We start from the raw sequence: 22,792 nt of genomic DNA on the forward strand, positions 1-22,792 counted from the left end.
ACATGCTCGCCCAGCCTCGCGCTCAGTTCAAGAGGGTGGTGAGGCCACGCTTACGTTCCGCGTGATCGGCGCAGGCCTTCACCGTGTCGTGGCTCGGTAGGGATTGAGCGGTGCGCGAATGTCGGGTTCGCGGACAGTGATCTGTCGTTCTACGCCTCGCGGCTCTCGTGCAGGTCGTGCACGCGCAACGGGATCCGCGATCGCGGCACGCACCGGCGCCGGCAGCGGCGCGAGCTCCATGTCCTCGACCGCCATGTGCGGGCAGTCCGCGACGCTCGCGGTCGCCGCATCGACCGGCGCTTCGGTGTGCGCGCCTTCATCGCAGTGGTCGATGCGCAGGTGCGCCTTGGTTTCGGCAAGGTTCAGCATGTCAGGTTCTTGGAAGGGTGGCAACCACATCGTTTCGCGAAATGCTCCAAGCGAAGCAAAATGACCTCCAGGCCGTCCTCAAGGAAGAGCAATGAGACACCGTGACGATTCCCCCGACTGGATGTGGTCCAACGCCCTGGCGGCACTGGACCGCATGGAGCACTTGCATCGCGAGCTGTTCCAGCCGCGGCAGTCGCGCGCTGCATGCTGGGAGCCGCCCGCCGATGTGCTGGAGACCGCGCGCGAGTTGCTGATCTATGTCGCACTGCCCGGCGTGAAGGCGCAGGACGTGCGCGCCGTGATCGAAGCCGACGCGTTGGTGGTGAGCGGGCAGCGCGTGCTGCCGCAGGCATTGCGTACTGCCGTCATCCATCGTCTGGAGTTGCCGCAGGGCCGTTTCGAGCGCCGTATTCCGCTGCCGCCAGGGCGGTATTCGGCGGTCGATGTGGGCAGCGACCAGGGGTGCCTGGTGATCCGCCTGGAGAAAGCGTCATGAACGAGAGCGACAGCAAGGCCCGCGGCGAAGGCAGCGGCAGCGAGCCCATCCTGGTGGACTCCAGTGGCCGCGCCATCACGCCGGCAGAGGCCCAGCGGGCCGATGCGGCACCGCCGGCACTGCCCGAAGGGGTGCTGCCCATCCTGCCGATGCGCGACACCGTGCTGTTCCCGGGCACGGTGTTCCCGCTGATGGTGGGCCGCGAGGGCTCCACGCTGGCCGTGCAGCAGGCCCTGCGCGAAGGGCACCCGGTGGGCATCCTGATGCAGCGCGAGGCCGAGGGCGACGCCACGCCGGCCAACCTGCATGCCGTGGGCACCCTGGCCAACATCCTGCGCTACGTGACCCTGCCGGATGGAAACCACCACCTGGTGGTGCAGGGCCTGCAGCGCTTCCGGGTGCAGGAGTATGTGCAGGAGACGCCGTTCCTGGCCGCGCGTGCCGAACCGCTGGACGAACCCGAGGAAGAGGGGCCGGAGCCCGCCGCACGCCTGCTGCACCTGCAGCAACAGGCCATGGAAGCGCTGCAGTTGCTGCCGCAGACACCGCCGCCGCTGGTGGCCGCGGTGCAGCAGGCCAGCGCCGCCGGTGCCTTGGCCGACCTGGTCGCGGCCTACTCGGACCTGGACGCGGGCCAGAAGCAGGACGTGATCGAGACCATCGACGTCGTCGCGCGCGCCGACAAGGTGTCCGCCATCCTGGCCAAGCGCATCGAGGTGCTGCGCCTGACGCAGCAGATCGGCGAGCGCACCAAGAGCACGCTGGACGAGCGCCAACGCCAGGCCATCCTGCGCGAGCAGATGGCGTCGATCCAGAAGGAGCTCGGTGAGGGCGAGGGCAAGTCGCAGGAAGTGGCCGAACTGCGGCAGAAGATTGCCGAGGCCGGCATGCCCGAGGAAGTGCAGGAGGTGGCCGAGAAGGAGTTGCGCCGCTACGAGCGCATGCCCGATGCCGGCATGGAGGCGGGCATGGTGCGCACGTATCTGGACTGGCTGGTGGAACTGCCCTGGGCCGAGCCCGAACCGCGTGACATCGACATCAAAGCCGCGCGCCGGGTGCTCGATGAGGACCATTTCGGGCTGGACAAGATCAAGCAGCGCATCGTCGAGTTCCTGGCCGTGCGCAAGCTCGCACCCAATGGCAAGGCGCCCATTCTGTGCTTCGTGGGCCCGCCCGGCGTGGGCAAGACCTCGCTCGGGAAGTCCATCGCACGCGCCATGGACCGCCCGTTTGCCCACGTCAGCCTGGGCGGCGTGCACGACGAGGCCGAGATCCGTGGCCACCGGCGCACCTACGTGGGCGCGCTGCCGGGCAACATCATCCAGGCCATCCGCAAGGCTGGCGCGCGCGACTGCGTCATGATGCTGGACGAGATCGACAAGATGGGTCGCGGCATTCAAGGCGACCCGTCCGCCGCCATGCTGGAGGTGCTCGACCCGGCGCAGAACAACGTCTTCCGTGACAACTACCTGGGCGTGCCCTTCGACCTCAGCCGCGTGGTGTTCATCACCACCGCCAACACGCTGGAGACCATACCCGGGCCGCTGCGCGACCGCATGGAGATCGTGCAGCTGTCGAGCTACACCGAGAACGAGAAGTTCCAGATCGCGCGCCGCTACCTGGTGCCGCGCGAGCTGGAAGCCAACGGCATCACGGCCGAGCAGGTCGCGCTGGCCGACGACGTGATCTACGCCATCATCCGCGACTATACGCGCGAGGCCGGCGTGCGCAACCTGCAGCGCGAGATTGGCCGCGTGCTGCGCCACGCTGCCGTGCAGATCGCCGACGGCTCGGTCGCGCAGTTGAAGCCAGGTGTGCCTGACCTGAAGGGCATCCTGGGCCCCAAGCGCTTCGAGAACGAGATCGCCATGCGCACCAGCACCCCCGGGGTGGCCACCGGCATGGCCTGGACCCCGGTGGGTGGCGACATCCTCTTCATCGAGGCGACCAGCTACCCCGGCAAGGGCAATCTGATCCTCACCGGCCAGCTCGGCGACGTCATGAAGGAGAGCGCGCAGGCGGCGTTCTCGGTGGCCAAGCACCGCGCGCGCGAGCTGGGCATAGACGAGCAGCAACTCGGCAAGCTCGACATCCACGTGCACGTGCCCGCCGGTGCCACGCCCAAGGACGGGCCCAGCGCCGGCGTGGCGATGTTCACCGCCCTGGTCTCGCTGCTCATCAACCGCAACGTGCGCAGCGACACCGCCATGACGGGCGAAATCAGCCTGCGTGGCCTGGTGCTGCCCATAGGCGGCGTGAAGGAAAAGGTGATCGCCGCCGATGCCGCCGGCATTCAGCGCGTCATGCTGCCGGCGCGCAACCAGCGCGACTTCGAGGAGATCCCGCAGGAGGTGCGCCAGCGCCTGGAGTTCATCTGGCTGACCCAGGTGGACGAGGCCATTGCGGCTGCGCTGGAGCCCGTTGCCGACCGTTCCGCCGGGGGAGCGTCAGGAGCGGCGCAGTGATGGTCGTTGGTGCAGTGCTGCTGGCAGCCGTTGTTGCCGGCCTGATCTGGCTGGCGGTGCGCAGGTTCCAGCGCGGCAACCGGGCGCTGCATCTCCGACCCGCGAAGCTGAAGTCCGAACTCGCCGCCGAGGCGGCACTGGTCGAGAAGTTGTTGCGCATCGTCCGGTCCGGTGACGCAGCCGAAGGTCGCTTGTTCCAATGGCCGTTCAGCGGCAGGGAGGTCGAGGTGCTTGGCGAGGATTCCTATGTCGCCAACGTCCTGGCCGTCACCGGGCCGGCCACGAAGAATGCCGCGACCGCGAACTGTGATGCCGTGCTGGTGCCCTACCAGCCGAGACCGGACGAATGGGCGGTTGCCGTGGCGATCGGCCTGCCTGGCAGCTCCAGCATCAAGGTGGCCGGGCACCTGCCGCCCAGGAAGGTGGGCAGCTTGATGGACGCACTGCAGCGTCGGCAACTCGGCGAGCAGTCGACGTCGTGCAAAGGCATCGCGGGCGCCATGCTCAAGGGCAAGCGGTCGATCGGCTGGGTGCGGCTTCGTCTCGATTGGGATGCCGACCTGCGCGGTGAACAACAGGCCGGTCGGGCCGCGACGTCCTGACCGATCGCCAGCCGCGGCTCAGCCCATGGTGATCCGCAAGGTCGCGGCGATGGTCGGCGGCAGCGCGACGATGGCCAGCAGCATCAGCGCGCCCAGCAGCGACAGGTGCGGCGTAGCCGAGAGGCCGCTTTCCAGCGCGCTGACCGCGAGGCAGCCGAAGACCAGCACCGGCAGCGCCAGCGGCAGGATCAGCAGCACCACCAGGCTGGATGCCGAGCGCAGGCCGAGCGTGAGGGCGGCGCCGAGCAGGCCGAGCAGGCTCAGCACCGGCGTGCCGAGCAGCAGCGTGGCCGCAAGCAGCAGGGAACTGGTGGCGTCTAGATCGAACATCAGCCCGAGCAGCGGTGCTACCAGCATCAGCGGCAACCCGGTCCACATCCAGTGGACGATGGCCTTGCAGGCCACCAGTCCGGTCAGCGGTACGGCGCCGATCAGCCACTGCTCGAGCACGCCTTCGCTGGCGTCGACGCTGAAGGCGTGGCCCACGGTGGCGACGCAGGCCAGCAACGCGCAGGCCCAGATCACGCCCGGGCCGACCTGCCGCAGGGCGGTCGGATCGGGCCCGATGGCGATCGGAAATACCGTGACGACGGCTATGAAGAAGGCCAACGGCAGCAGCGCTTCGCTGGCACGGCGGCGCTGCAGGCGCCATTCGCGCTGCAATGCAAAGCCGTACGGCATGGTCATCACGCCAGCGCCGCTGCGGCGGTCCGCACGGCGCCGGACGGCAGCGGATCGAGGGTCCGGACCTGATCGATCTGGATGCCCGGTTCGACATGGCTGGCGAACACCGCGCAGCCGCCACGCTGCGCATGCTCGGTCAGCAGGGCGTCGAGCGCGCGCATGCCGTCGGTGTCGAGCGCATCGTAGGGTTCGTCGAGCAGCCACACCGGTGCGCCCACCGTCAGTGCCAGGCGTGCCAGCGCCGTGCGGCGCCGCTGACCCTGCGACAGGGTGCGCACGGCTCGACGCTCGAAGCCGTCCAGGCCAAGACGCGACAGCGCCGCGCGCCGGCTGGCCGCATCGCTGTCTATCCCGTGCAACTGCGCCAGGAACGCGAGTGCCTCGCCGACCCGCAGATCCCCGTTGGCGGCGTTGAGGTGACCGATGTAGTGCAGCGACGGTGCGCGCAGGCGGCGCTGGGTCTGGCCCGCCTCGTCGTGCCAGGCGATGCGGCCTTCGCTGATCTCGATCAGGCCGGCCAGCGCGCGCAACAGGGTCGACTTGCCGGCGCCGTTGGCGCCCCGGATCCAGCACAGCGTGCCTGCGGGCACGTCCAGCGAGAGTGGCTCGAACAGCGCGCGCCCGCCGCGCTCGCACACCACCTTGCTCAGGCGCAGGCGTGGCGCCACCGCATGGCTTGGGGCGGGTACTTGCCGGGTTTGGAGTGCAGGCGTGGGGTTGACGGGATGATCGACGTCGGCATTCATCGCGCTCGGCTCCGAAGGCCGTCCGAAGCGGGGATCATTGCACGATTCTATCGACCACCAGTTTGATGTCGCGCCCACCCAGCGGCACGGCTTCGACGCTGCCTTCCAGGTCGCCCGCGCTGGGCGCTGCGTTGCCGCTGCTGGAAATGCGCGCCACCAGGCGGACCTGTTCAAAGCTGGACAGCTTGCGGCCCTCGAGCATCGAGTTGGCATCGTCGAGCAGGAACTCGGCCGGCCAGGCGCCGGGCGACAGGCGCGCCGCGGCAATCGGCAGCGGCGGCCCGCTCATGGCGCGGGCGAACACGAACAGCCAGGCCCGATCCGGCACCCGCGACTGCAGCGCGCTGCTGACCTCGACACGACCGCTGATCGTGGTTGGTGTCTTCAGCGGTGGAGCTTGCTGCGCTCGACCGTCGGCGGGCATCGGCGGGTGGGCTGCGGGCAGCGATGGCATGTTCGGCTGCGCGCTCGCCATCCTGGTCTCGCTGGTCGGCCCGCCCATGGCCGGTGCGCCCGCCGCAGGCGCACCCATGACGGGCGGGCGTGGCGGTACCCGATCGCCCGACGCCATGGCCACCAGCGCGGTGGCGCGCGGGCGGTCCTCGCTGTCGGCGGGGATCAGCGCTTCCAGCCGGCGCCAGTGCTGCAAAGCCAGCGTGTTGTTGCCATGCTGGAACGCGCTGGCGCCGGCCATGGCCAGTGCGTTGAGATTGTCGGCGTCCTTCTCGAGCGCGGCCGCGATCAGCGCGTCGGCCTCGGCGGTGTAGCGCTTGCCTTGCTGCTCGACGACCAGGCTGGCGTGCTCGATCAGGGTGTCGGCGGGTTCGGCTTCGCGTGCGGCGGCCTCGCGGTACGCGCGGCTGGCCTGTTCCGGGCGGTCGACGCTGCGGTAGGTGCGCGCCAGCAGCACCCAGGATTCGGCCGTGGCTTGCTCGTCGCTGGCCAAGCGTTCGGCCAGCCGATCCGCCAGTTCGATCGTCGCCCGCAGTTCCTCCGCCGTATCGGCCGCGGCCTGGGTGGCCACACCGGCGGCGCCGCCGCCGAGCAGGCTGCCGGGTTCGCCGACCGCCAGGTAGCTGCCGATGACACCCAGCGGCAGCACCAGTGCGACCGCCAGCGCCGCCGGCCACGGCCGCGCCGCCGATGGGGTGGCGCTGCTGGGCTGTTGCTGCAACGTCGCATCGGCCTGGGCGTACAGGTTCTCCAGCCGGGCGGTGCGCTCGGCGTCGTCGATCTCGCCCGCCTTGTGCGCAGCTTCGACCTGCTGGCGCGCCGATTCGATCACCGCCAGCCGCGCCTGGTCGGCGTCGGCGCGCGGCGCCCGCTTCTCGCGCAGCAGCGGCCACAGCAGCAGGCCGATCGCCAGGGCCAGGGCGATGACGGCGACGATGACCAGTGCGATCATTTGGGTGGCTCCACGGCCTCGCGCAGGGCATGATCGAGCTGCCGGCGGCGCCGCTCGTCGACCGTGGTGACCGCGGCCGGATCGGGCGCCGTGTCGCGTCGCCGGCTGCGCAGCATCAGCGCCCAGATGCCGAAGCCCAGCAGCAGCAGCAGGAAAGGGCCGCCCCACAGCAGCCAGGTCGCCGGCTCGACCGGCGGCCGGTAGAGCACGAAGTTGCCATAGCGCTCGACCATGAAGTCGCGGATCTGCTTGGCGCTTTCGCCCTGGCTCAGGCGTTCGCGGATCTGGGCGCGCAGATCGACCGCCAGGTCGGCATGGCTGGCGGCGATGGTTTCGTTCTGGCACACCAGGCAGCGCAGTTCCTCGGCGATCTCCATCACGCGCGCTTCCAGCGCCGGGTCGGCGGCGATCGGTGTGGCCTCGCGGGCGCTGCCGGCGGCGGGCAACAGCAGGGCGGCAAGCGCCAGCAGCAGCGCGGCCAGCAGCGTGTGCGCCATGCGTATCGGGGCGGGGTTTGCTCGTGTGTGCATCTCAGGTCCCCTGCAACTTGCGCAGCAGCGGCATCACTTCGTTCTGCAGCACCAGCGGCGTGACCGGGCCGGTGTGCTTGTAGCGCACCACCCCGGCGCGGTCGATGACATAGGTTTCAGGCACGCCGTAGACGCCGAACTCGATGCCGAGCCGGCCGCTTTCGTCGTGGATCGATTCCAGATACGGGTTGCCGTGGTCGCTCAGCCACTTCAGCCCGTTGTCGCGCTTGTCCTTGTAGTTCAGCCCATACAGCTTCACGTTGCCGGTCTGTGCCCACTGGACCAGGGTCGGGTGCTCGACCCGGCAGGCCACGCACCAGGAGGCCCAGACGTTCAGCACCCAGACCTGGCCGCGCAGGTCCTGGGTGCCGAGCTGGCGCGCCGGGTCGTGCAGGGTGGCGGCGCGCACGTCCGGTGCCGCGCGGTCGACCAGCGGCGAGGGCACCTCGCGTGGATTCAGGCGCAGGCCGACGGCGAGGAACAGCGCGACCACCAGAAACACCAGCAAGGGCAGGAAGAACTTCAGCTTCCGCATGGCTTCACCTCGCCGCCGCGCCGGCCAGCTTGGCTGCAGCGGCTGCCTGCCGGCGCCGCACGACGACCCGGTAGCGCCGGTCGGCCGCGGCGCAGAAGCCGCCGAAGGCCATCAGCAGGCAGCCGAGCCAGATCCAGTTGACCAGCGGCTTGAGCTGCGCCCGCACGCTCCAGGCGCCGCCGCCGAGCGGATCCCCGAGCGCGACATAGACGTCGCGCGTGAAGCCGCGGTCCAGCGCCACCTCGGTCATCGGCATGCCGCTGGCCAGGTACACGCGGCGTTCCGGAGCCATGTCGCGCATCACGCGGTCGCCCTTGAGCAAGCGCAATTCCCCTCGTTGCCCCTCGTAATTTGGACCGTTCAGTGGGCGCACGCCGATGAACTCGAGCGTGTAGTCGCCGACGGCGACGGTCTGCCCGGGTTCCATGCGCACGTCCTTGGCGACTTCGTAGCTGTTCACCACCGTGACGCCGGCGATGAACATGGCAATGCCCAGGTGCGCCAGGAACATGCCCCAGAAGCTGCCGGGCAGGGTGCGCAGGCGCTGCATCCACACCCGCCGCGGACCGAGCCGCTGTCCCAGCGCCACCAGTGTGCCGAGCGCGACCCAGGTCGCCAGCAGCAGGCCGAATGCCGTCAGCCACCTGCCGCTGCCGGCGATCCAGGGGCCGAGCACGGCGACCAGCACGCTCACGACCGCGGCCCAGCGCAACTGGCGGGCCAGCGTCGGCACCTCGGTGCGGCGCCAGCGTGCCAAGGGACCGACCACCATCAACAGCATGGCGGGTGCCATCAGCGGCGGGAAGATGGTCTCGAAGTAGGGCGGGCCGACCGAGACCTTGCCGAGTCCGAGCGCGTCGAGCGCCAGTGGGTACAGCGTGCCGAGTGCCACCGAGATCGCGGCGACCGTGAGCAGCACGTTGTTCAGCAGCAGCGTCGCCTCGCGCGAACTCCAGTCGAACTGCGCGGCTTCGCCCGGCTGACGCAACTCGCTGGCACGCAGCGCGAACAGCAGCAGCGCGCCACCGGCCACGCAGGCCAGGAACAGCAGGATGTAGATGCCGCGCGTCGGGTCGCTGGCGAAGGCGTGCACGCTCGACAGCACGCCCGAGCGCACGATGAAGGTGCCGAGCAGCGCGAACGAGAAGGCGCCGATCGCCAGCAGTGCGGTCCAGGCGCGGAAGCCCTGGCGCGCCTCGGTCACGGCCAGCGAATGCACCAGCGCGGTGCCGAGCAGCCACGGCACGAAGGAGGCGTTCTCGACCGGATCCCAGAACCACCAGCCACCCCAGCCCAGTTCGTAGTAGGCCCAGAAGCTGCCGACCGCGATGCCCAGGGTTAGGAAGGCCCAGGCCACCAGCGTCCATGGCCGTGACCAGCGTGCCCAGGCGGTGTCGAGCCGGCCCGACCACAGGGTGGCGACGGTGAAGGCGTAGGCGACCACGAAGCCGACGTAGCCCATGTAGAGCAGTGGCGGGTGCGCGATCATGCCCGGGTCCTGCAGCATCGGGTTCAGATCCTGCCCATCAGCCAGCGCCGGGAAGTGGCGCTCGAACGGGTTCGAGGTCAGCAGCGTGAAGCCGAGAAAACCCGCCGACACGGCACCCAGCACCACCAGCACGCGGGCCAGCATGGCGCGGTCGAGCTGGCGCGAGAACACCGCGACCGCGACCGACCACAGCGCCATCACCAGGCCCCACAGCAGGATCGAGCCCTCGTGGTTGCCCCAGGTCGCGGTGATGCGGTACTCCAGCGGCAGGCGGCTGTTGGAATGCTGGCCCACCAGCGCCACCGAGAAGTCGTTCTGCACGAAGCAGGCGATCAGCAGACCGAACGCGGCGGCGACGAAGATGAACTGCGCCAGCGCCGCCCAGGGCGCCACGTCCATCAGGCGCGCGTCGCCGCGCCGCACGCCCCACCACGGCAGCGCGACCTGCGCCAGCGCGGCCCACAGCGCCAGCACCAGCGCCAGCTGACCCAGTTCTGCGGTCATTGCGGACCCCCTTCCTGGACCACCGTCTTGGCGGTGCGCGCCAGCGCCTCGGCGGCTTCCGGTGGCATGTAGTTCTCGTCGTGCTTGGCCAGCACCTGGGTGGCGGTGAAGCGACCGTCGGCACCCAGCTTGCCCTGCGCGACCACGCCCTGGCCCTCACGGAACAGATCCGGCAGCAGGCCGGTGTAGTCCACCGGCACGTCGCGCGCGTTGTCGGTGACCAGGAAGCTGATCTTCAGCGACTGCGTGTCGCGCACCACGCTGCCCTCGCGCACCAGGCCGCCGATGCGGAACGCCGTGCCCTGCGGCACCGTGCCCTGGTGCACCTCGGTGGGGCTGAAGAAGAACACCAGGTTGCTGCGGAACGCGTTCATCACCAGCGCCACCGCAGCGCCCAAGGCGAGCAGCGCGAACATGATGACCAGCAGGCGGCGATGGCGTGGTTTCATGGATCGATACCTTCATCCAGATCGCTGGCGCCGCGCAGCGCCGACCATAGGTCGATCGCCAGCACCAGCACGAACATCGCCAGCGAACCCAGCACGTAGGGTCCGTGGCCATCGAGACTCAGCCATGCCGGCATCAGGCGGTCCTCCACTGTGCGACCCAGCGTGCGCCGCGCAGGCCTTCCTGGCGCAGCACCAGCCGCCGCGCCCGCATCAGGATCACGGCGCCGACATGGCACCACAGGCCCAGCGTGCACAGCACCAGGCCCCAGGCCATGGTCGGCGCGATGGTCGAGGCGCGGCCGATGTTGATGGTGGCGCCTTGGTGCAGGGTGTTCCACCACATCACCGAGAAATAGATGATCGGCACGTTGACGACGCCGATCAGCGCGCACACGGCGGTAGTGCGTGCGGCGCGGCGCGGGTCGTCGATGGCGCCGTGCAGGGCGATGATGCCCAGGTACAGCAGCAGCAGGATCAGCTCCGAGGTCAGCCGCGCGTCCCAGACCCACCAGGTGCCCCAGGTCGGCTGGCCCCACAGGGCGCCGGTCCACAGGGCCAGGAAGGTCATCATGGCGCCGGTCGGCGCGATCGCCTGCGCCAGCGTGAACGCCAGCCGCGCATTGAAGGCCAGGCCGACCGCCGACCAGCCGGCCATCACCACATACAGCAGCATCGACAGCCAGGCCACCGGCACATGCAGGTAGAGGATGCGGTAGGACTCGCCCTGCTGGGCGTCGGTCGGTGCGATGAAGAAGCCGACCGCCAGCCCCGCCACGCCGAGCAGCAGCGCCAGCGCCCACAGCACGCGCGCCAGCGGCCCGGCCAGCGCATGGAAGCGCGCCGGTGCGGCATAGCGGTAGAGCAGGCTGCCGAAGCTCATGGCTCACTCGGACTCGCGGTGGACCGCCAGCGTGGGTGCGGCTTGCGTGGCCTGCGCCGTGGCGCCGGCTCCGGTCGGCTCAAGCTCGAACACGACGAAACCGCCACCGCGCCACACCAGCGTCAGGCCGGCGACGTCGACCTGGTTGTTGCCGATGAACGGCAGCAGGCGCGCGGCCAGCGTGTCGCCGCTGCTCTTGTCGTTCAGCGCCACCACGCGCAGCATCTGGCCGGGCAGCTTGGTCACGGCATAGGCTTGCTGGCCGCTGTCGCGCAGCCAGCCGTGCACGCCGCGCACCGAGCGGTGCACGTCGCCGGGATCGGTGAAGTCCTGGAAGCCGACCGCCAGCGCATCGGGGTGCATCTGCCCGAGCAGCAGGATGTCGCGCAGATGCAGCACCAGGATCGCCTTGCGATCCGGCACGATGCTGCGCAGCAGGCGCACGCCTTCGTCCTCGCGTGCCACCAGCGCCCGGGTGAAGGTGTCGAAGCGCTTCAGCGCCTGGGCATCGACCTCGCCCCAGAACGCCTGCTCGGTGCGCAACACGGCATCGCGCTGCTGGTTCCAGCGTGCCGGCACGAACAGCGGTTGCGCCAGGTGCTGGTTGAACAGCACGTCGGTCGCGCCCAGCACCTGCAACTGGCGACCGGTGTCCCACCAGCTCAGTACCGGCGTGCCGGCGGCGTGATGCCGCTTGAGCACATCGGCGAGTTCGCGCACTTCCTCCAGCGGCGCCGACAGTTGCAGCAGCGGGTCATCGACCCGGGCCCGCCAGTCCATGCGCACCAGGCCGTCCTGGCCGTTGGCGATGTCGAACTCGGCCAGCACCTTCTGATCGTCGGTCGCGATCACCTGCACGCGCTCCAGCGCCGGGCCCGGCGCCGCATCCGTTGCCGCATCAGGCGCCGGCGTGGCGGCCGCATCGGCCAGCGGCAGGCGTTCGTAGCGGTAGGGGGCGGGCGTGGTGCCGCGCTGCCGCGTCAGGAACAGCGCGCCGGAGGCCAGCAGCGCCAGCACACCCAATACAAGCAGTACACCGCGCAGGCGTGTCATGGCGCGCCTCCTTTCTACTTCTTCCGAACCCAGACTGCCCGACCGGCGGCTCTCGGCAAGCTGGCCGCCGGCTGGCAGGCACTCACGATCACTCGTCGGCGCTGCGATCCTGCGCCTCGCCCTTGCGCTTGCCGCGGCGCCGGCGCACCGGCACCAGGCTGCCGAGCAGCAGGCCGCCACCCGCCAGGGCCAGCCCGGCCGAGGTCAGGTCACCGTGGCCGAGCAGGGCGGTCAGGCCACCGGTCGACTTCTTGCTGGTGTCCTTGTTGAACCAGCCGGCCTTCTTCTGCGTTCCAGCCGCCGCCTCGAGCTTCTGCACGCGCTGCTCCATCTGGGCGCGTTCGCGCAGCACGGTGTCGTACTCGTTGATGATGGTCTGGTCCTTGATCAGGTCCGACCATCCGTGCGAGTAGGTCCAGCCGCCCGGGTTGACGTGCTGCAGGCCCTTCATGTAGCGCGCAATGTGCTGCTCCCACATCTCGGCGAAGGTGCGGTCGACGATGGTCGGGTTGTTGCCCTTGCTGAAGAACAGCGAGTTGAAGGCACCCGGCTCGTCCTTCTCCGGCTCCGGCAGCGCCGGGCGGTTGGTCTTCTGCCCGATCAGCAGGCCGTCGTCATACAGCTTCTGCACCACCTTGCGGGTCTCCTCGACCAGTTTCACGCCTTCCTTGATGCCGGAATCGGCCATGTCGAGGTAGGTGCGGGCGAAGCGCGGGCTGTGGCAGCCGCTGCAGGTGCCGACCCAGGCTTCCTTGCGCTCCTGGAACCAGGGGTGATCCAGGTTGTCGACGATGCTCTGGAACGGCAGGAAGCCCCAGCGCACCTTGCGCGTCACGTTGTGGGTGTACTGGCCCTTGTATTCCATGTGGCAGGTCACGCAGGTCGGGCCGATCTGGCCACCCTTGTCGATGGCATCCTGCAGGCGCGCGTTCCAGTTCCAGTCCTTGCCATGCGTCAGGTAGGCGGTGCCGTGCTTGGACAGCAGGAACTGCTCGTACTCGTTGTGGTCGACACCGTTGTGGCAGGTGCTGCAGGCCTCGGGCTTGCGCGCCTCGGTGGTGGCGAATTCGTGCCGGGTGTGGCAGCCGTCGCACTTGGCCTGGTTGTAGTGGCACATGGTGCAGCTCATCGCCACTTCACGCTGCTCGAGCGCGGCCCAGGAGGCGGTCTCGACGTTGGCGGTCCAGTCCACGGCGTGCGAGGGGTGGCCATCGGCCCATTGCTTCTGCGGCCAGATCTGGGTGTCGCGCTCGCTCTCGGCCTCGGCGAACTGGCGCACGTGGCAGCTGCCGCAGTCGGCGCGGCTGGGCAGCTTCAGTTCCGTCAGGTGGTTGCCGCTGTCCTTGCCGACGCCGATGTGGCAGTCGATGCAGCCGACTTCCTTCAACGGCGTGCCGGCGGCCAGCTTGCCCTGCTCACGCAGGTTTTCCTCCACCTCGGCGATGATGGATTTCTTGTACGCCCGGACGTCGCTTTCCGGCAGCGTGCGAATCTCGTCGAGCCGCGCGTGCACGCTCTTCTCCCAGGACTTGACCCAGCCGTGCGTGACCGCGCTGTGGCATTCCACGCACTGCTCGCGCGTGGACACGATGTCGGGCCCCTGGGACTTGTAGAACAGGCTCGGCGCCATGTACTGGGTGAAGGCGATCGGCTCCCACCACTTGGCGAACTTGCCCTTGTTGAGGTTGGCCTCCCAGCGCTTGGACAGGGCGTCGAACAGCTGCTTGGGCGTGGCCGAGCGATCCAGTTGCAGCGCCTTCAACTGCTCGTCAGGCACCGTGTCCCAGATTGCGGCCGATGCCATCGACGCTGCGAATAACAGCAGTAAAGCTGAAAGTAATCGGGCAAGTGTCTTGCGCATGGCCGTCTCCTCTTCTGGTTGGCTGTTCCTCTCGCTGGTTACGGACGATCTGCGGTCAGCCTTGCAGACCTTCCCCCGAGTTCAATGTAGGCTGCTTGGCGCAGGGTAGAAAGGACCATGCAATGGCACCTCCATGGAGCCATGCGGGTTTCGGGGGGGAATTCGAGGGTTAATCCCTAGAGCTAATGGCCCGGGGCGCGGCGTTTCAGGCCGATGGCGCGGGTGCCGCGGCCAGCAGGCGCTGCTTCAGCAGGCTCAGGCCGGCCCGGATCTCGTCTTCTTCCAGGGCCGCATAGCCGAGCACCACCACGCGCCGGCTGCGCTCGCGGCATTCGGGATCGCCGAGCCAGGAATTGCCGCTTTCCAGGCTGTAGATGCCCACGCCCACCGAGCGCGCGGCGCGCTCGACATCGATGGCCGCCGGCAGCGCCGCCGGCAGCTGCCACAGCAGATGCATGCCGGCCGCGCCGCCGCGCACGGTGTCGCTGTCGAACAGCTCCAGCAAGGTTGCGCGCACGGCATCGCGCCGGCCCGCATAGACCTTGCGCAGCCGGCGCAGGTGGTGTGCGAACTGCTCGCTTTCGAGAAAGCCCGCCAGCGCCGTCTGCGTCAGCAGGGGGGAACCGCTGGTCAGCAGGCCCTTCACGGTCACGGCGGCGCGGCGCAGGCGTGGTGGCACCACCATGTAGCCCATGCGCAAACCGGCCGCCAGGCATTTCGAGAAGGTGCCGAGGTAGATCACCCGGCCCGATTCATCCATGGCCTTGACCGCGGTCGGCGGCACGCTGTCGTAGTAGAAGTCGGAGTCGTAGTCGTCCTCGATCAGATAGCCGTCGTGGGCCTGCGCCCACTGCAGCCATTCGGCGCGGCGTGCCGCGGACAGCGCCACGCCGCTGGGGTACTGGTGCGCCGGTGTCAGGTACATCAGCCGGCACTTGGGCGGCAACTGGCCTGGCTGCGCGCCTTCCTCGTCGACCGGCACCGGGATCAGGCGCGCGCCGAAGCTGGCCAGCACGTTGGCCCCGCCCAGATAGCCGGGGCATTCCATGCCGACCGGCTGGCCCGCCGTGACCAGCAGGCGGGCGACCAGGTTGATGCCTTCCTGGCTGCCATTGATGATGATGATGTCGTCGGCGCTGCAGCTGATGCCGCGCGCCAGGCCGACATGCCGCGCGATCGCCGTGCGCAGGCGCAGCAGGCCGGCCGGATCGCCATAGCTGCCGTCGCTGCTCTGCAGTTCGCTCATGGCATCGTTGATCAGCTTGCGCCAGGCGACCACCGGAAACAGCCGCGCATCGGGGCGCCCGACCCAGAAGTCGTAGCGCAGTTCTCCCGTGTAGGGCGAGCGCGTGGCGTGCAGACGGGCGCCGAACGGCGCGACGGCTTCGCGGCCGATGCTTTCGGCGCCATGATCGGGCAACTGGCGCTCCTGCGCCACCAGCAGATCGGCCGCGCGCTCGGTGACAAAGCCGCCGCGCGGACCACGCATCTCGATGAAGCCTTCGGCGGCCAGGCGCTCGTAGGTCTGCACCACCGTGTTGCGCGATACGCCCAGGTCGTGCGCCAACTGCCGCGTCGCCGGCATGCGCGCACCCGCCGGCAGGCGGCCGCGTACCAGCAGCTCGACGATCTGGTCGAACAACTGATCCTGCAGGCTGCGCCCACGGCGGTTGAGGAGCTGGATCGGCAGTTGCATTGTGATCAGTCAAGATAGCTGATAACGAACCGTAACACCATGCGTGCCCGCCCGCATTCGGCCTGCGGCGCCTGGGGACAAGCGCCGTACCGCCCGGTTGGGCAGCAGGCGAGCCGGTGCAGTGCCTTTATATAATTCGCGCTCGCAGGGCGGGCCGGGGTCGCGAACAGGGCCGTACTCCCTGCGGATCGACGACGGGCGGCACCTTGCGGGTGCCGTTTGTTTTGTGGCTGCGGCGTCTACCCGGTACCCGCGGCGTGGGCCACGCGCTGGCGACCTGGCTGCAGGCCAGGGCGCTTCGGAAAGGTCTGGTTTGGACACCGTTTTGCTGGTCAAGGCCGCGATCATGGGCATCGTGGAGGGCCTGACCGAGTTTTTGCCGATTTCCTCCACCGGCCACCTGATCCTCACGGGCAGCCTGCTCGGTTTTTCGGACACCAAGGCCAAGGTGTTCGACATCGCGATCCAGACCGGCGCCATCCTGGCGGTGATCATCGTGTACTGGCGGAAGATCAGTGCGACCGTGACAGCGCTGCCGAGCAGCCGGCAGGCGCAGCGCTTCGCACTGAACGTCCTGATCGGTTTCCTGCCGGCGGTGGTGCTGGGGCTGCTGTTCGGCAAGGCCATCAAGGCCAATCTGTTCACACCTCAGGTGGTGGCCACCACCTTCCTCCTGGGTGCCTTCGTGATCCTGTGGGCCGAACGGCGGCCGCAGAGCACGGCGCGCATCCATGACGTCGACGACATGACGGCGCTGGATGCGCTGAAGGTCGGCCTGGTGCAGTGCTTCGCCATGATCCCGGGCACCAGCCGCAGCGGTGCCACCATCATCGGCGGTATGCTGCTGGGGTTGTCACGCAAGGCGGCGACCGACTTCTCCTTCTTCCTCGCCATCCCGACGCTGATCGGCGCCGGCGTGTACTCGCTCTGGAAGGAGCGCGCGCTGCTGTCCTGGGCCGATGCGCCGATGTTCGGCGTCGGCCTGCTGTTTTCCTTCCTCAGCGCCTGGGTCTGCGTGCGCTGGCTGCTGCGCTACATCTCCAGCCACAGCTTCGTGCCGTTTGCCTGGTACCGCATTGCGTTCGGCATCATCGTGCTGGCGACCTGGTGGAGCGGCGCGGTCACGTGGCACGATTGACGCTGGAAATGGCGATTGACCGCTTGCCATCTTCGGCCATCCGGCATGAGCATTGACTTTCATGGCTTCGATCGCACTCACCCGTTCGGTGACGTCGCTACGCACCCGAGCGCGCTGCGCTGGTCGCGCCCTGCGGCGTTGTTCGTCCGCGCAGGCGCGAGCCTGCGTCGTCCTCACGCCTTGCCTGGCACGCCCATCACGGCACGCTCGGGCATGCCAACTGCCGTTTCTGGGTTGAACGCATGAACTTCGCCGAAACGCTGGCCTCGCTGCCGCCGATCGGGCACCTGCGCGGGCTGGACATCATCGACGCCCAAGGCGCCGTGGTGCGCCACATTCCGGCCGAGCCGGGCAAGCTGGGCTCGCTGCGCGTCTACAACGCGCTGGCCGAGCGCTTTGGCGGCCGGCTCAGCGCCGAAGCCGTGGCCCAGGGCTTGGTGTGGTTCGCCGAACACGTGGCGGACGCCCGGGCGCATCCCGGATCGCACCCCAACATCGATCTGCTGCTGTGCCAACCCGAGGCGCACAGCGGCTGGCGCCTGGTGCCGCTGCCCGCCTGACGCGACCAGCCGGCCAGGCGGGCCGAGTGCGAACGGCGCGCCCGGCTTTACATTTCTTCAAGCACCAGTCACCGCGTCGTGCGATGGCGCCGTTAGGATGACGCGGCGCGCTGCGCGTGCCGTCGGCGGCGGGGAGATCCGGCATCGGCGGCGATGCGGGCGGCGCGCGGCGCGAGAACAAGATCTAACCATGTCCAGTCCCGATTCACACGACACCACGACCATCCCGCCGCCAGAACCGCCGCGCGGCCGCTGGCTCGGCCGCGTGCTGGCGCTGCTGTTCGTGCTGGCGCTGGCGGGAAGCGCCTGGTGGCTGGTGCAGCGCGCCAAGGCGCCGGCGGTGCCGGCCGCGGGCGCGCCGGGCGGCCCCGGCGGCGGGCCGGGCGGCATGATGGGCAGTGGCGGTGGTGGCTCGGCCACTGTCGGCGTGGCGCGTGCGCAGCAGGGCGAGCTGCCGATCGTCATCAACGCGCTCGGCACCGTGACCCCGGTGACGCAGGTGCTGCTGCGCCCGCAGGTGTCCGGCGTGCTCACCGAAGTGCTGTTCACCGAAGGGCAGACTGTGAGCAAGGGCCAACTGCTGGCGCGCGTCGACCCACGGCCGTTCGAACAGGCGCTGGCGCAGGCGCAGGGCGAGCGCACGCGCATCCAGGCGCAGCTGGCAGCGGCGCGCGTCACCCTGGGGCGCTACCAGACGCTGTGGAAGCAGGACTCGATCGCGCGCCAGGACGTCGACACGCAGGCGGCGCTGGTCAAGCAGCTCGAAGGCCAGGTGCAGAGCAGCAGCGCGAGCGAACAGAACGCGCGCATCAACCTGGGCTTTGCCCGCATCACGGCGCCGATCGGCGGCCGCATCGGCCTGCGGCAGGTCGATCCCGGCAACATGGTCCAGGCCGGTGGCGCCACCGGCATCGCCACGATCACGCAGATGGCGCCGATCGACGTCAAGTTCGCGGTGCCGCAGGACCGCGTGCCCGAGGTGCTGGCGGCGCAGCGTGCCGGCGCCGGCGCGGCTCTGCCGGTGCAGGCGCTGGGGCGCACGCGCGACGAACTGCTGGCCAGCGGGCGCTTCCTGACGCTGGACAACGTGATCGACACCGCCACCGGCACGCTGCAGGCCAAGGCGCGCTTCGACAATGCGCAGGGCCAGCTGTTTCCCAACCAGTTCGTCAACGTGCGCCTGCAACTGGGCGCCACGCCCGGCGTGCTGGTGCCGGTGACGGCGGTGCGCACCGGACCCCAGGGTGACTACGTCTACGTGGTCGATGCCGAGCGCAACGCCCACATGCGGTCCGTCAAGCGCGGTGGCGCGACGGTGGCGCAGGTGCTGATCGCCTCCGGCCTGCAGGCCGGCGAGACGGTGGTCACCGAGGGCGGCGACCGGGTGAAGGACGGCGGCAGGGTCACGCTGGCGGGCGAGCGGCCGGCGGGCCGCGCGGCGGGCGCGGCGCGCGCACCAGGCGGTGCGGCCAGCGCGGCGGCGTCGGCGACGGCCGTCGCAGCGCAGGTGGGCAGTGCCCCGGCATCGGCCACGGCGCCGACCGGTGCGGGCAGCGGACAGGCCATGCTCGATCGCCTGCCGCCCGAGCTGCGCGAGAAGCTCATGGCCATGCCGCCCGAAGAGCGCCGTGCCTACCTGCAGAAGCTGCGCGAGCAGCGCGCCGCCGGCGCAGGGCAGACCGGCGGCGGCAACTGATGGCAGCTGGACCATCGGCCTGAACGCGCATGAACCCGTCCCGCCTGTTCATCCAGCGCCCGGTCGCCACCGGCCTGTTCATGCTGGCGATCGTGCTGTCGGGGCTGCTGGGGCTGCGCCTGCTGCCGCTGGCGGCGCTGCCGCAGGTGGATTACCCGACCATCCAGGTGCAGACGCTGTACCCCGGCGCCAGCCCGGACGTGATGAGCCGCACCGTCACGGCGCCGCTGGAGCGCCAGTTCGGCCAGATGGCGGGGCTGGCGCGCATGGGCAGCACCAGCGCCGCGGGGGTGTCGATCGTGACGCTGCAGTTCGAGCTGGCGCAGTCGATGGATGCCGCCGAGCAGCAGGTACAGGCCGCCATCAACGCCGGCAGTGCGATGCTGCCGGCCGACCTGCCGGCGCCACCGGTGTACGCCAAGGTCAACCCGGCCGATGCGCCGATCCTGACGCTGGCCATCACCTCGGACAGCCTGCCGCTGCCCGAGGTGCAGAACATGGTCAACACACGGCTGGCGCAGCGCATCAGCCAGATCAGCGGCGTCGGGCTGGTCACGCTGGCGGGCGGGCAGCGGCCCGCCGTTCGCGTGCAGGGCAAGCTGGAGGCGCTGGCCAACATGGGCTTGGGGCTGGACAGCCTGCGCAGCGCCATCACCGGCAGCAACGTCAGCAGCGCCAAGGGCATGTTCGACGGCCCGCAGCGCTCGTACTCGATCAACAGCAACGACCAGCTGCTGACGGTGGAGCAGTACCGCGAGCTGGTGGTGGCCTGGCGCGCTGGCGCGCCGGTGCGACTGAAGGATGTGGCGGAGGTGATTCCGGGCTCGGAGAACAGCCGGCTCGGGGCCTGGGCAGGCATTAGGGATGACGGCGTGGCTGGCTCATCGCTCACGCCAGCCATCATCCTGAACGTGCAGCGCCAGCCGGGCGCCAACGTGATCGCCACCGTCGATGCGATCCAGAAGGAATTGCCGGCCTTGCAGCAAAGCCTGCCGCAGAGCGTGCAGGTGCAGGTGCTGGCCGACCGCACGCAGGGCATCCGTGCCTCTGTGCGCCACGTGCAGCTGGAACTGGTGCTGGCGGTGGTGATGGTGGTGCTGGTGATCTTCTTCTTCCTGCACAACCTGCGCGCCACGGTGATCGCCAGCATCGCGGTGCCGATCTCGCTGGTCGGCGCGGCGGGGGCGATGTATCTGCTGGGCTACTCGCTCAACAACCTGTCGCTGATGGCGCTGACGATTGCGACCGGCTTCGTCGTCGATGACGCGATCGTCGTCATAGAGAATATTTCGAGGCACCGCGAGATGGGCAAGTCGCCCTGGCAGGCCGCCATCGATGGCGCGGGCGAGATCGGCTTCACCATCATCTCGCTGACGGTGTCGCTGGTGGCGGTGCTGATTCCGCTGCTGTTCATGCAGGAGGTGATCGGCCGGCTGTTCCGCGAGTTCGCGGTGACGCTGGCGCTGACGATCCTGATCTCGGCCGTGGTGTCGCTGACCCTGGTGCCGATGATGTCGGCGCGCTGGCTGCAACCGCTGGATCAGGCCCATGGTCGCCTGGGCCGCACCATCCAGCGTGCAATCGATGGTGTCATCGCGCGCTATGACAGCGCCTTGCGCTGGGTACTGGCGCACCAGCCGCTGACGCTGCTGGTGGCGGTCGGCACGCTGCTGCTGACGGTGCTGATGTACTGGGCGATCCCGAAGGGCCTGTTTCCCACCCAGAGCACCGGGCAGTTGCAGCTGCGCGTGCAGGCTGCGCCGGATGTCTCGTTCGACCGCATGGCGGCGCTGCAGGCCGCCGCGGCCGAGGCCGTGCTGGCCGATCCGGCGGTGCGCACCGTCAGCTCGGTGGTCGGCGTCGACGCGGCCAACAACACCATGCTCGGCAACGGACGGCTGGTGGCCAACCTGGCGCCGCGCGGCTTCCTGGGTGAGTCGCAACCGGTCATCATGCAGCGCCTGCAGGCGGCCGCGCAAGCCGCGGCGCCCGGCGTGACAGTGCTGGTGCAGCCGACGCAGGACCTGACGGTGGACTCGGAGGGCGGCCCGACCGAGTACCGCTTCGCGCTCGAGGGCGTGGATACCGATCAGGTGAACGCCTGGGCCGTGCGCCTGGCCGAGCGCCTGCGCACGCTGCCCGAACTGCGCGGCGCCAGCACCGATGCCGGTGCCGAGGGCCGGGCAGCGTTTGTCGAAGTGGACCGCGACAGCGCCGCGCGGCTGGGCATCACCGCCAGCAGCATCGACGACGCGCTCTACAACGCCTTCGGCCAGCGCATCGTCTCGACCATCTTCACCGAGACCAACCACTACCGCGTGATCCTGGAGGCGCAGCGCGACGACGCGGCCAGCCTGCATGCCCTGATGAACCTGCCGCTGCGCACCAGCAGCGGCGGCACCACGCCGCTGTCGAGCATCGCGCGCATCAGCGAGCGGCCGGCGCCGCTGCAGGTGACGCGCGTGGCGCAGTACCCGGCTGCGACGGTGGGGTTCGATCTGGCGCCGGGCGTGTCGCTGGGCGCGGCGGTGCGTGTGATCCGGGCGGCGGCCCGCGCCGATGGGCTGCCGCAGGGCATCACACTGCACATGACCGGCTCAGCCGGCGCCTACGAGAGTTCGCTGTCGAACCAGGTGTGGCTGATCATTGCGGCGCTGGTGTGCGTGTACATCGTGCTGGGCGTGCTGTACGAGAGCTACGTGCACCCCTTGACGATCCTGTCGACGCTGCCTTCGGCCGGTGTCGGCGCGCTGCTGGCGCTGTGGCTGACCGGGCACCCGCTGGACGTGGTCGGCATCATCGGGCTGATCCTGCTGATCGGCATCGTGAAGAAGAACGCGATCATGATGATCGACTTTGCGCTGGACGCCGAGCGGCAGCAGGGCATGTCGGCGCGCGACGCCATCCACCAGGCGGCGCTGCTGCGCTTCCGGCCGATCCTGATGACCACGCTGGCGGCGCTGGCGGCGGCGGTGCCTTTGATGCTGAGCTGGGGCGATGGCGCGGAGTTGCGGCGGCCGCTGGGGATGGCGATTTTTGGCGGGTTGGTGTTGTCGCAGTTGCTGACGCTGTTCACGACGCCGGTGGTGTATTTGTGGTTTGACCGCGTGGGGGCCAAGTTTAGAAAACTGGAGATTTCTTCGCATGAGGTGGGGCATGTGGGGTGAAGTTCTGCATGTTTCGTTGGATGCGCTCCTGGCCGGGAATTGCGCCCGGCGGCGCACCTACTTTCTTTTGCTCTGCCAAAAGAAAGTAGGCAAAGAAAAGGCAGCCCCACTGGCCGTGGCCCCTTCGCTTCGCTGCGGGGCAGCCTGCGATGCTCGGTCATGGGGCGGCGCTGCGGAACTCACTTTGCGGCTACGCCGCGCCGTTCGGACAACCGCAGCGAGTCAGATCACGAAGCATGGCTTTGCTGCGCAAGCCATGCCCGCCCCACGCCCTGCGCTTCTCGGCACGGCCAGAGGGGAAGGGAGAAATGCCCCTCGGGCCATCGCTGCGCTCGGCCCAATCAACCAGGAATACGAGGCCGAGCGCAGCGATGGCCCGTATGGTCTTCGGCACCCTTCTGGATGCGCCGAGGAGCGCAGCGGGCGGGGTGAGCGAATGCACCGCAGGATGCATTCGTATCGTGGAC

Annotated in this window: 20 protein-coding genes; 7 read left to right on the forward strand and 13 right to left on the reverse strand. The window is 69.3% G+C overall.

The annotated features are described in order from the left end of the window. Positions 1-78: 78 nt before the first annotated feature. Positions 79-369 (reverse strand): phage gp6-like head-tail connector protein, encoded by a 291-nt coding sequence (locus tag PK606_RS03185; RefSeq protein WP_324560606.1) that lies wholly within the window; start codon positions 367-369, stop codon positions 79-81. A gap of 91 nt (positions 370-460) precedes the next feature. Here PK606_RS03185 and PK606_RS03190 point away from each other — a divergent pair, with 91 nt between their 5' ends. The 3 genes from PK606_RS03190 to PK606_RS03200 are packed head-to-tail and all read left to right on the forward strand — an operon-like array spanning position 461 to position 3,932. Continuing rightward, positions 461-865 carry an Hsp20/alpha crystallin family protein gene (locus tag PK606_RS03190; RefSeq protein WP_324560609.1) on the forward strand — a complete coding sequence of 135 codons (405 nt, stop codon included), beginning with the start codon at positions 461-463 and terminating at the stop codon, positions 863-865. Further along, positions 862-3,330, forward strand: a complete 2,469-nt coding sequence (gene lon, locus PK606_RS03195) for an endopeptidase La (protein ID WP_324560612.1) — start codon at positions 862-864, stop codon at positions 3,328-3,330. The genes PK606_RS03190 and lon overlap by 4 nt, the downstream gene beginning before the upstream one ends. Next, positions 3,330-3,932, forward strand: coding sequence for a hypothetical protein (locus PK606_RS03200; RefSeq protein WP_324560614.1), 603 nt, complete (start codon positions 3,330-3,332; stop codon positions 3,930-3,932). The genes lon and PK606_RS03200 overlap by 1 nt, the downstream gene beginning before the upstream one ends. 18 nt (positions 3,933-3,950) lie before the next feature. On the opposite strand, the gene ccmB is transcribed toward PK606_RS03200, so the two are convergent. The 12 genes from ccmB to pdxR form a co-directional block, all read right to left on the reverse strand. Further along, entirely contained in the window at positions 3,951-4,619 is a 669-nt protein-coding gene (gene ccmB, locus PK606_RS03205; protein WP_324560617.1) for a heme exporter protein CcmB, read from the reverse strand. Continuing rightward, positions 4,619-5,362: a heme ABC exporter ATP-binding protein CcmA gene (gene ccmA, locus PK606_RS03210; protein WP_324560620.1), complete on the reverse strand. Its 744-nt coding sequence runs from the start codon at positions 5,360-5,362 to the stop codon at positions 4,619-4,621. Before ccmA ends, ccmB begins: the two co-directional genes overlap by 1 nt. Positions 5,363-5,396: 34 nt before the next feature. Further along, entirely contained in the window at positions 5,397-6,767 is a 1,371-nt protein-coding gene (gene ccmI, locus PK606_RS03215) for a c-type cytochrome biogenesis protein CcmI (RefSeq protein WP_324560623.1), read from the reverse strand. After that, entirely contained in the window at positions 6,764-7,264 is a 501-nt protein-coding gene (locus tag PK606_RS03220; protein WP_324560626.1) for a cytochrome c-type biogenesis protein, read from the reverse strand. Before PK606_RS03220 ends, ccmI begins: the two co-directional genes overlap by 4 nt. Positions 7,265-7,298: 34 nt before the next feature. Then, the gene (locus PK606_RS03225; protein ID WP_324560629.1) at positions 7,299-7,832 is read right to left on the reverse strand and encodes a DsbE family thiol:disulfide interchange protein; all 534 of its coding nucleotides are present in this window, start codon (positions 7,830-7,832) and stop codon (positions 7,299-7,301) included. 4 nt (positions 7,833-7,836) lie between these two features. Then, a complete protein-coding gene (locus tag PK606_RS03230; RefSeq protein WP_324560631.1) occupies positions 7,837-9,825 on the reverse strand; it encodes a heme lyase CcmF/NrfE family subunit in 1,989 nt (662 codons plus the stop codon). Continuing rightward, complete coding sequence (gene ccmE, locus PK606_RS03235; RefSeq protein WP_324560634.1) at positions 9,822-10,274, reverse strand: cytochrome c maturation protein CcmE; 453 nt, start codon at positions 10,272-10,274, stop codon at positions 9,822-9,824. The genes PK606_RS03230 and ccmE overlap by 4 nt, the downstream gene beginning before the upstream one ends. Continuing rightward, the gene (locus PK606_RS03240) at positions 10,271-10,408 is read right to left on the reverse strand and encodes a heme exporter protein CcmD (protein WP_324560637.1); all 138 of its coding nucleotides are present in this window, start codon (positions 10,406-10,408) and stop codon (positions 10,271-10,273) included. Before PK606_RS03240 ends, ccmE begins: the two co-directional genes overlap by 4 nt. Continuing rightward, the gene (ccmC, locus tag PK606_RS03245) at positions 10,408-11,154 is read right to left on the reverse strand and encodes a heme ABC transporter permease CcmC (RefSeq protein WP_324560639.1); all 747 of its coding nucleotides are present in this window, start codon (positions 11,152-11,154) and stop codon (positions 10,408-10,410) included. Before ccmC ends, PK606_RS03240 begins: the two co-directional genes overlap by 1 nt. A gap of 3 nt (positions 11,155-11,157) precedes the next feature. Next, entirely contained in the window at positions 11,158-12,207 is a 1,050-nt protein-coding gene (gene haoB / locus PK606_RS03250; RefSeq protein WP_324560642.1) for a hydroxylamine oxidation protein HaoB, read from the reverse strand. An 88-nt stretch (positions 12,208-12,295) separates the two neighbouring features. After that, positions 12,296-14,011: a multiheme c-type cytochrome gene (locus PK606_RS03255; RefSeq protein ID WP_324560643.1), complete on the reverse strand. Its 1,716-nt coding sequence runs from the start codon at positions 14,009-14,011 to the stop codon at positions 12,296-12,298. 262 nt (positions 14,012-14,273) lie between these two features. Beyond that, the gene (gene pdxR, locus PK606_RS03260; RefSeq protein ID WP_324560646.1) at positions 14,274-15,764 is read right to left on the reverse strand and encodes a MocR-like pyridoxine biosynthesis transcription factor PdxR; all 1,491 of its coding nucleotides are present in this window, start codon (positions 15,762-15,764) and stop codon (positions 14,274-14,276) included. Between the two features lie 313 nt (positions 15,765-16,077). Here pdxR and PK606_RS03265 point away from each other — a divergent pair, with 313 nt between their 5' ends. From PK606_RS03265 to PK606_RS03280, 4 genes are all read left to right on the forward strand, one after another. After that, positions 16,078-16,902 carry an undecaprenyl-diphosphate phosphatase gene (locus PK606_RS03265; RefSeq protein WP_324560648.1) on the forward strand — a complete coding sequence of 275 codons (825 nt, stop codon included), beginning with the start codon at positions 16,078-16,080 and terminating at the stop codon, positions 16,900-16,902. A 242-nt stretch (positions 16,903-17,144) separates the two neighbouring features. Further along, positions 17,145-17,462 (forward strand): DUF2322 family protein, encoded by a 318-nt coding sequence (locus PK606_RS03270; RefSeq protein WP_324560651.1) that lies wholly within the window; start codon positions 17,145-17,147, stop codon positions 17,460-17,462. Between the two features lie 190 nt (positions 17,463-17,652). Then, positions 17,653-19,158, forward strand: a complete 1,506-nt coding sequence (locus PK606_RS03275) for an efflux RND transporter periplasmic adaptor subunit (protein WP_324560654.1) — start codon at positions 17,653-17,655, stop codon at positions 19,156-19,158. Positions 19,159-19,187: 29 nt separating this feature from the next. Continuing rightward, entirely contained in the window at positions 19,188-22,325 is a 3,138-nt protein-coding gene (locus PK606_RS03280; RefSeq protein ID WP_324560656.1) for an efflux RND transporter permease subunit, read from the forward strand. The last annotated feature ends 467 nt before the right edge of the window (positions 22,326-22,792 follow it).

Origin of the sequence: Ottowia sp., assembly GCF_035444425.1 — a bacterium.
Classification (GTDB): Bacteria; Pseudomonadota; Gammaproteobacteria; order Burkholderiales; family Burkholderiaceae_C; genus Ottowia.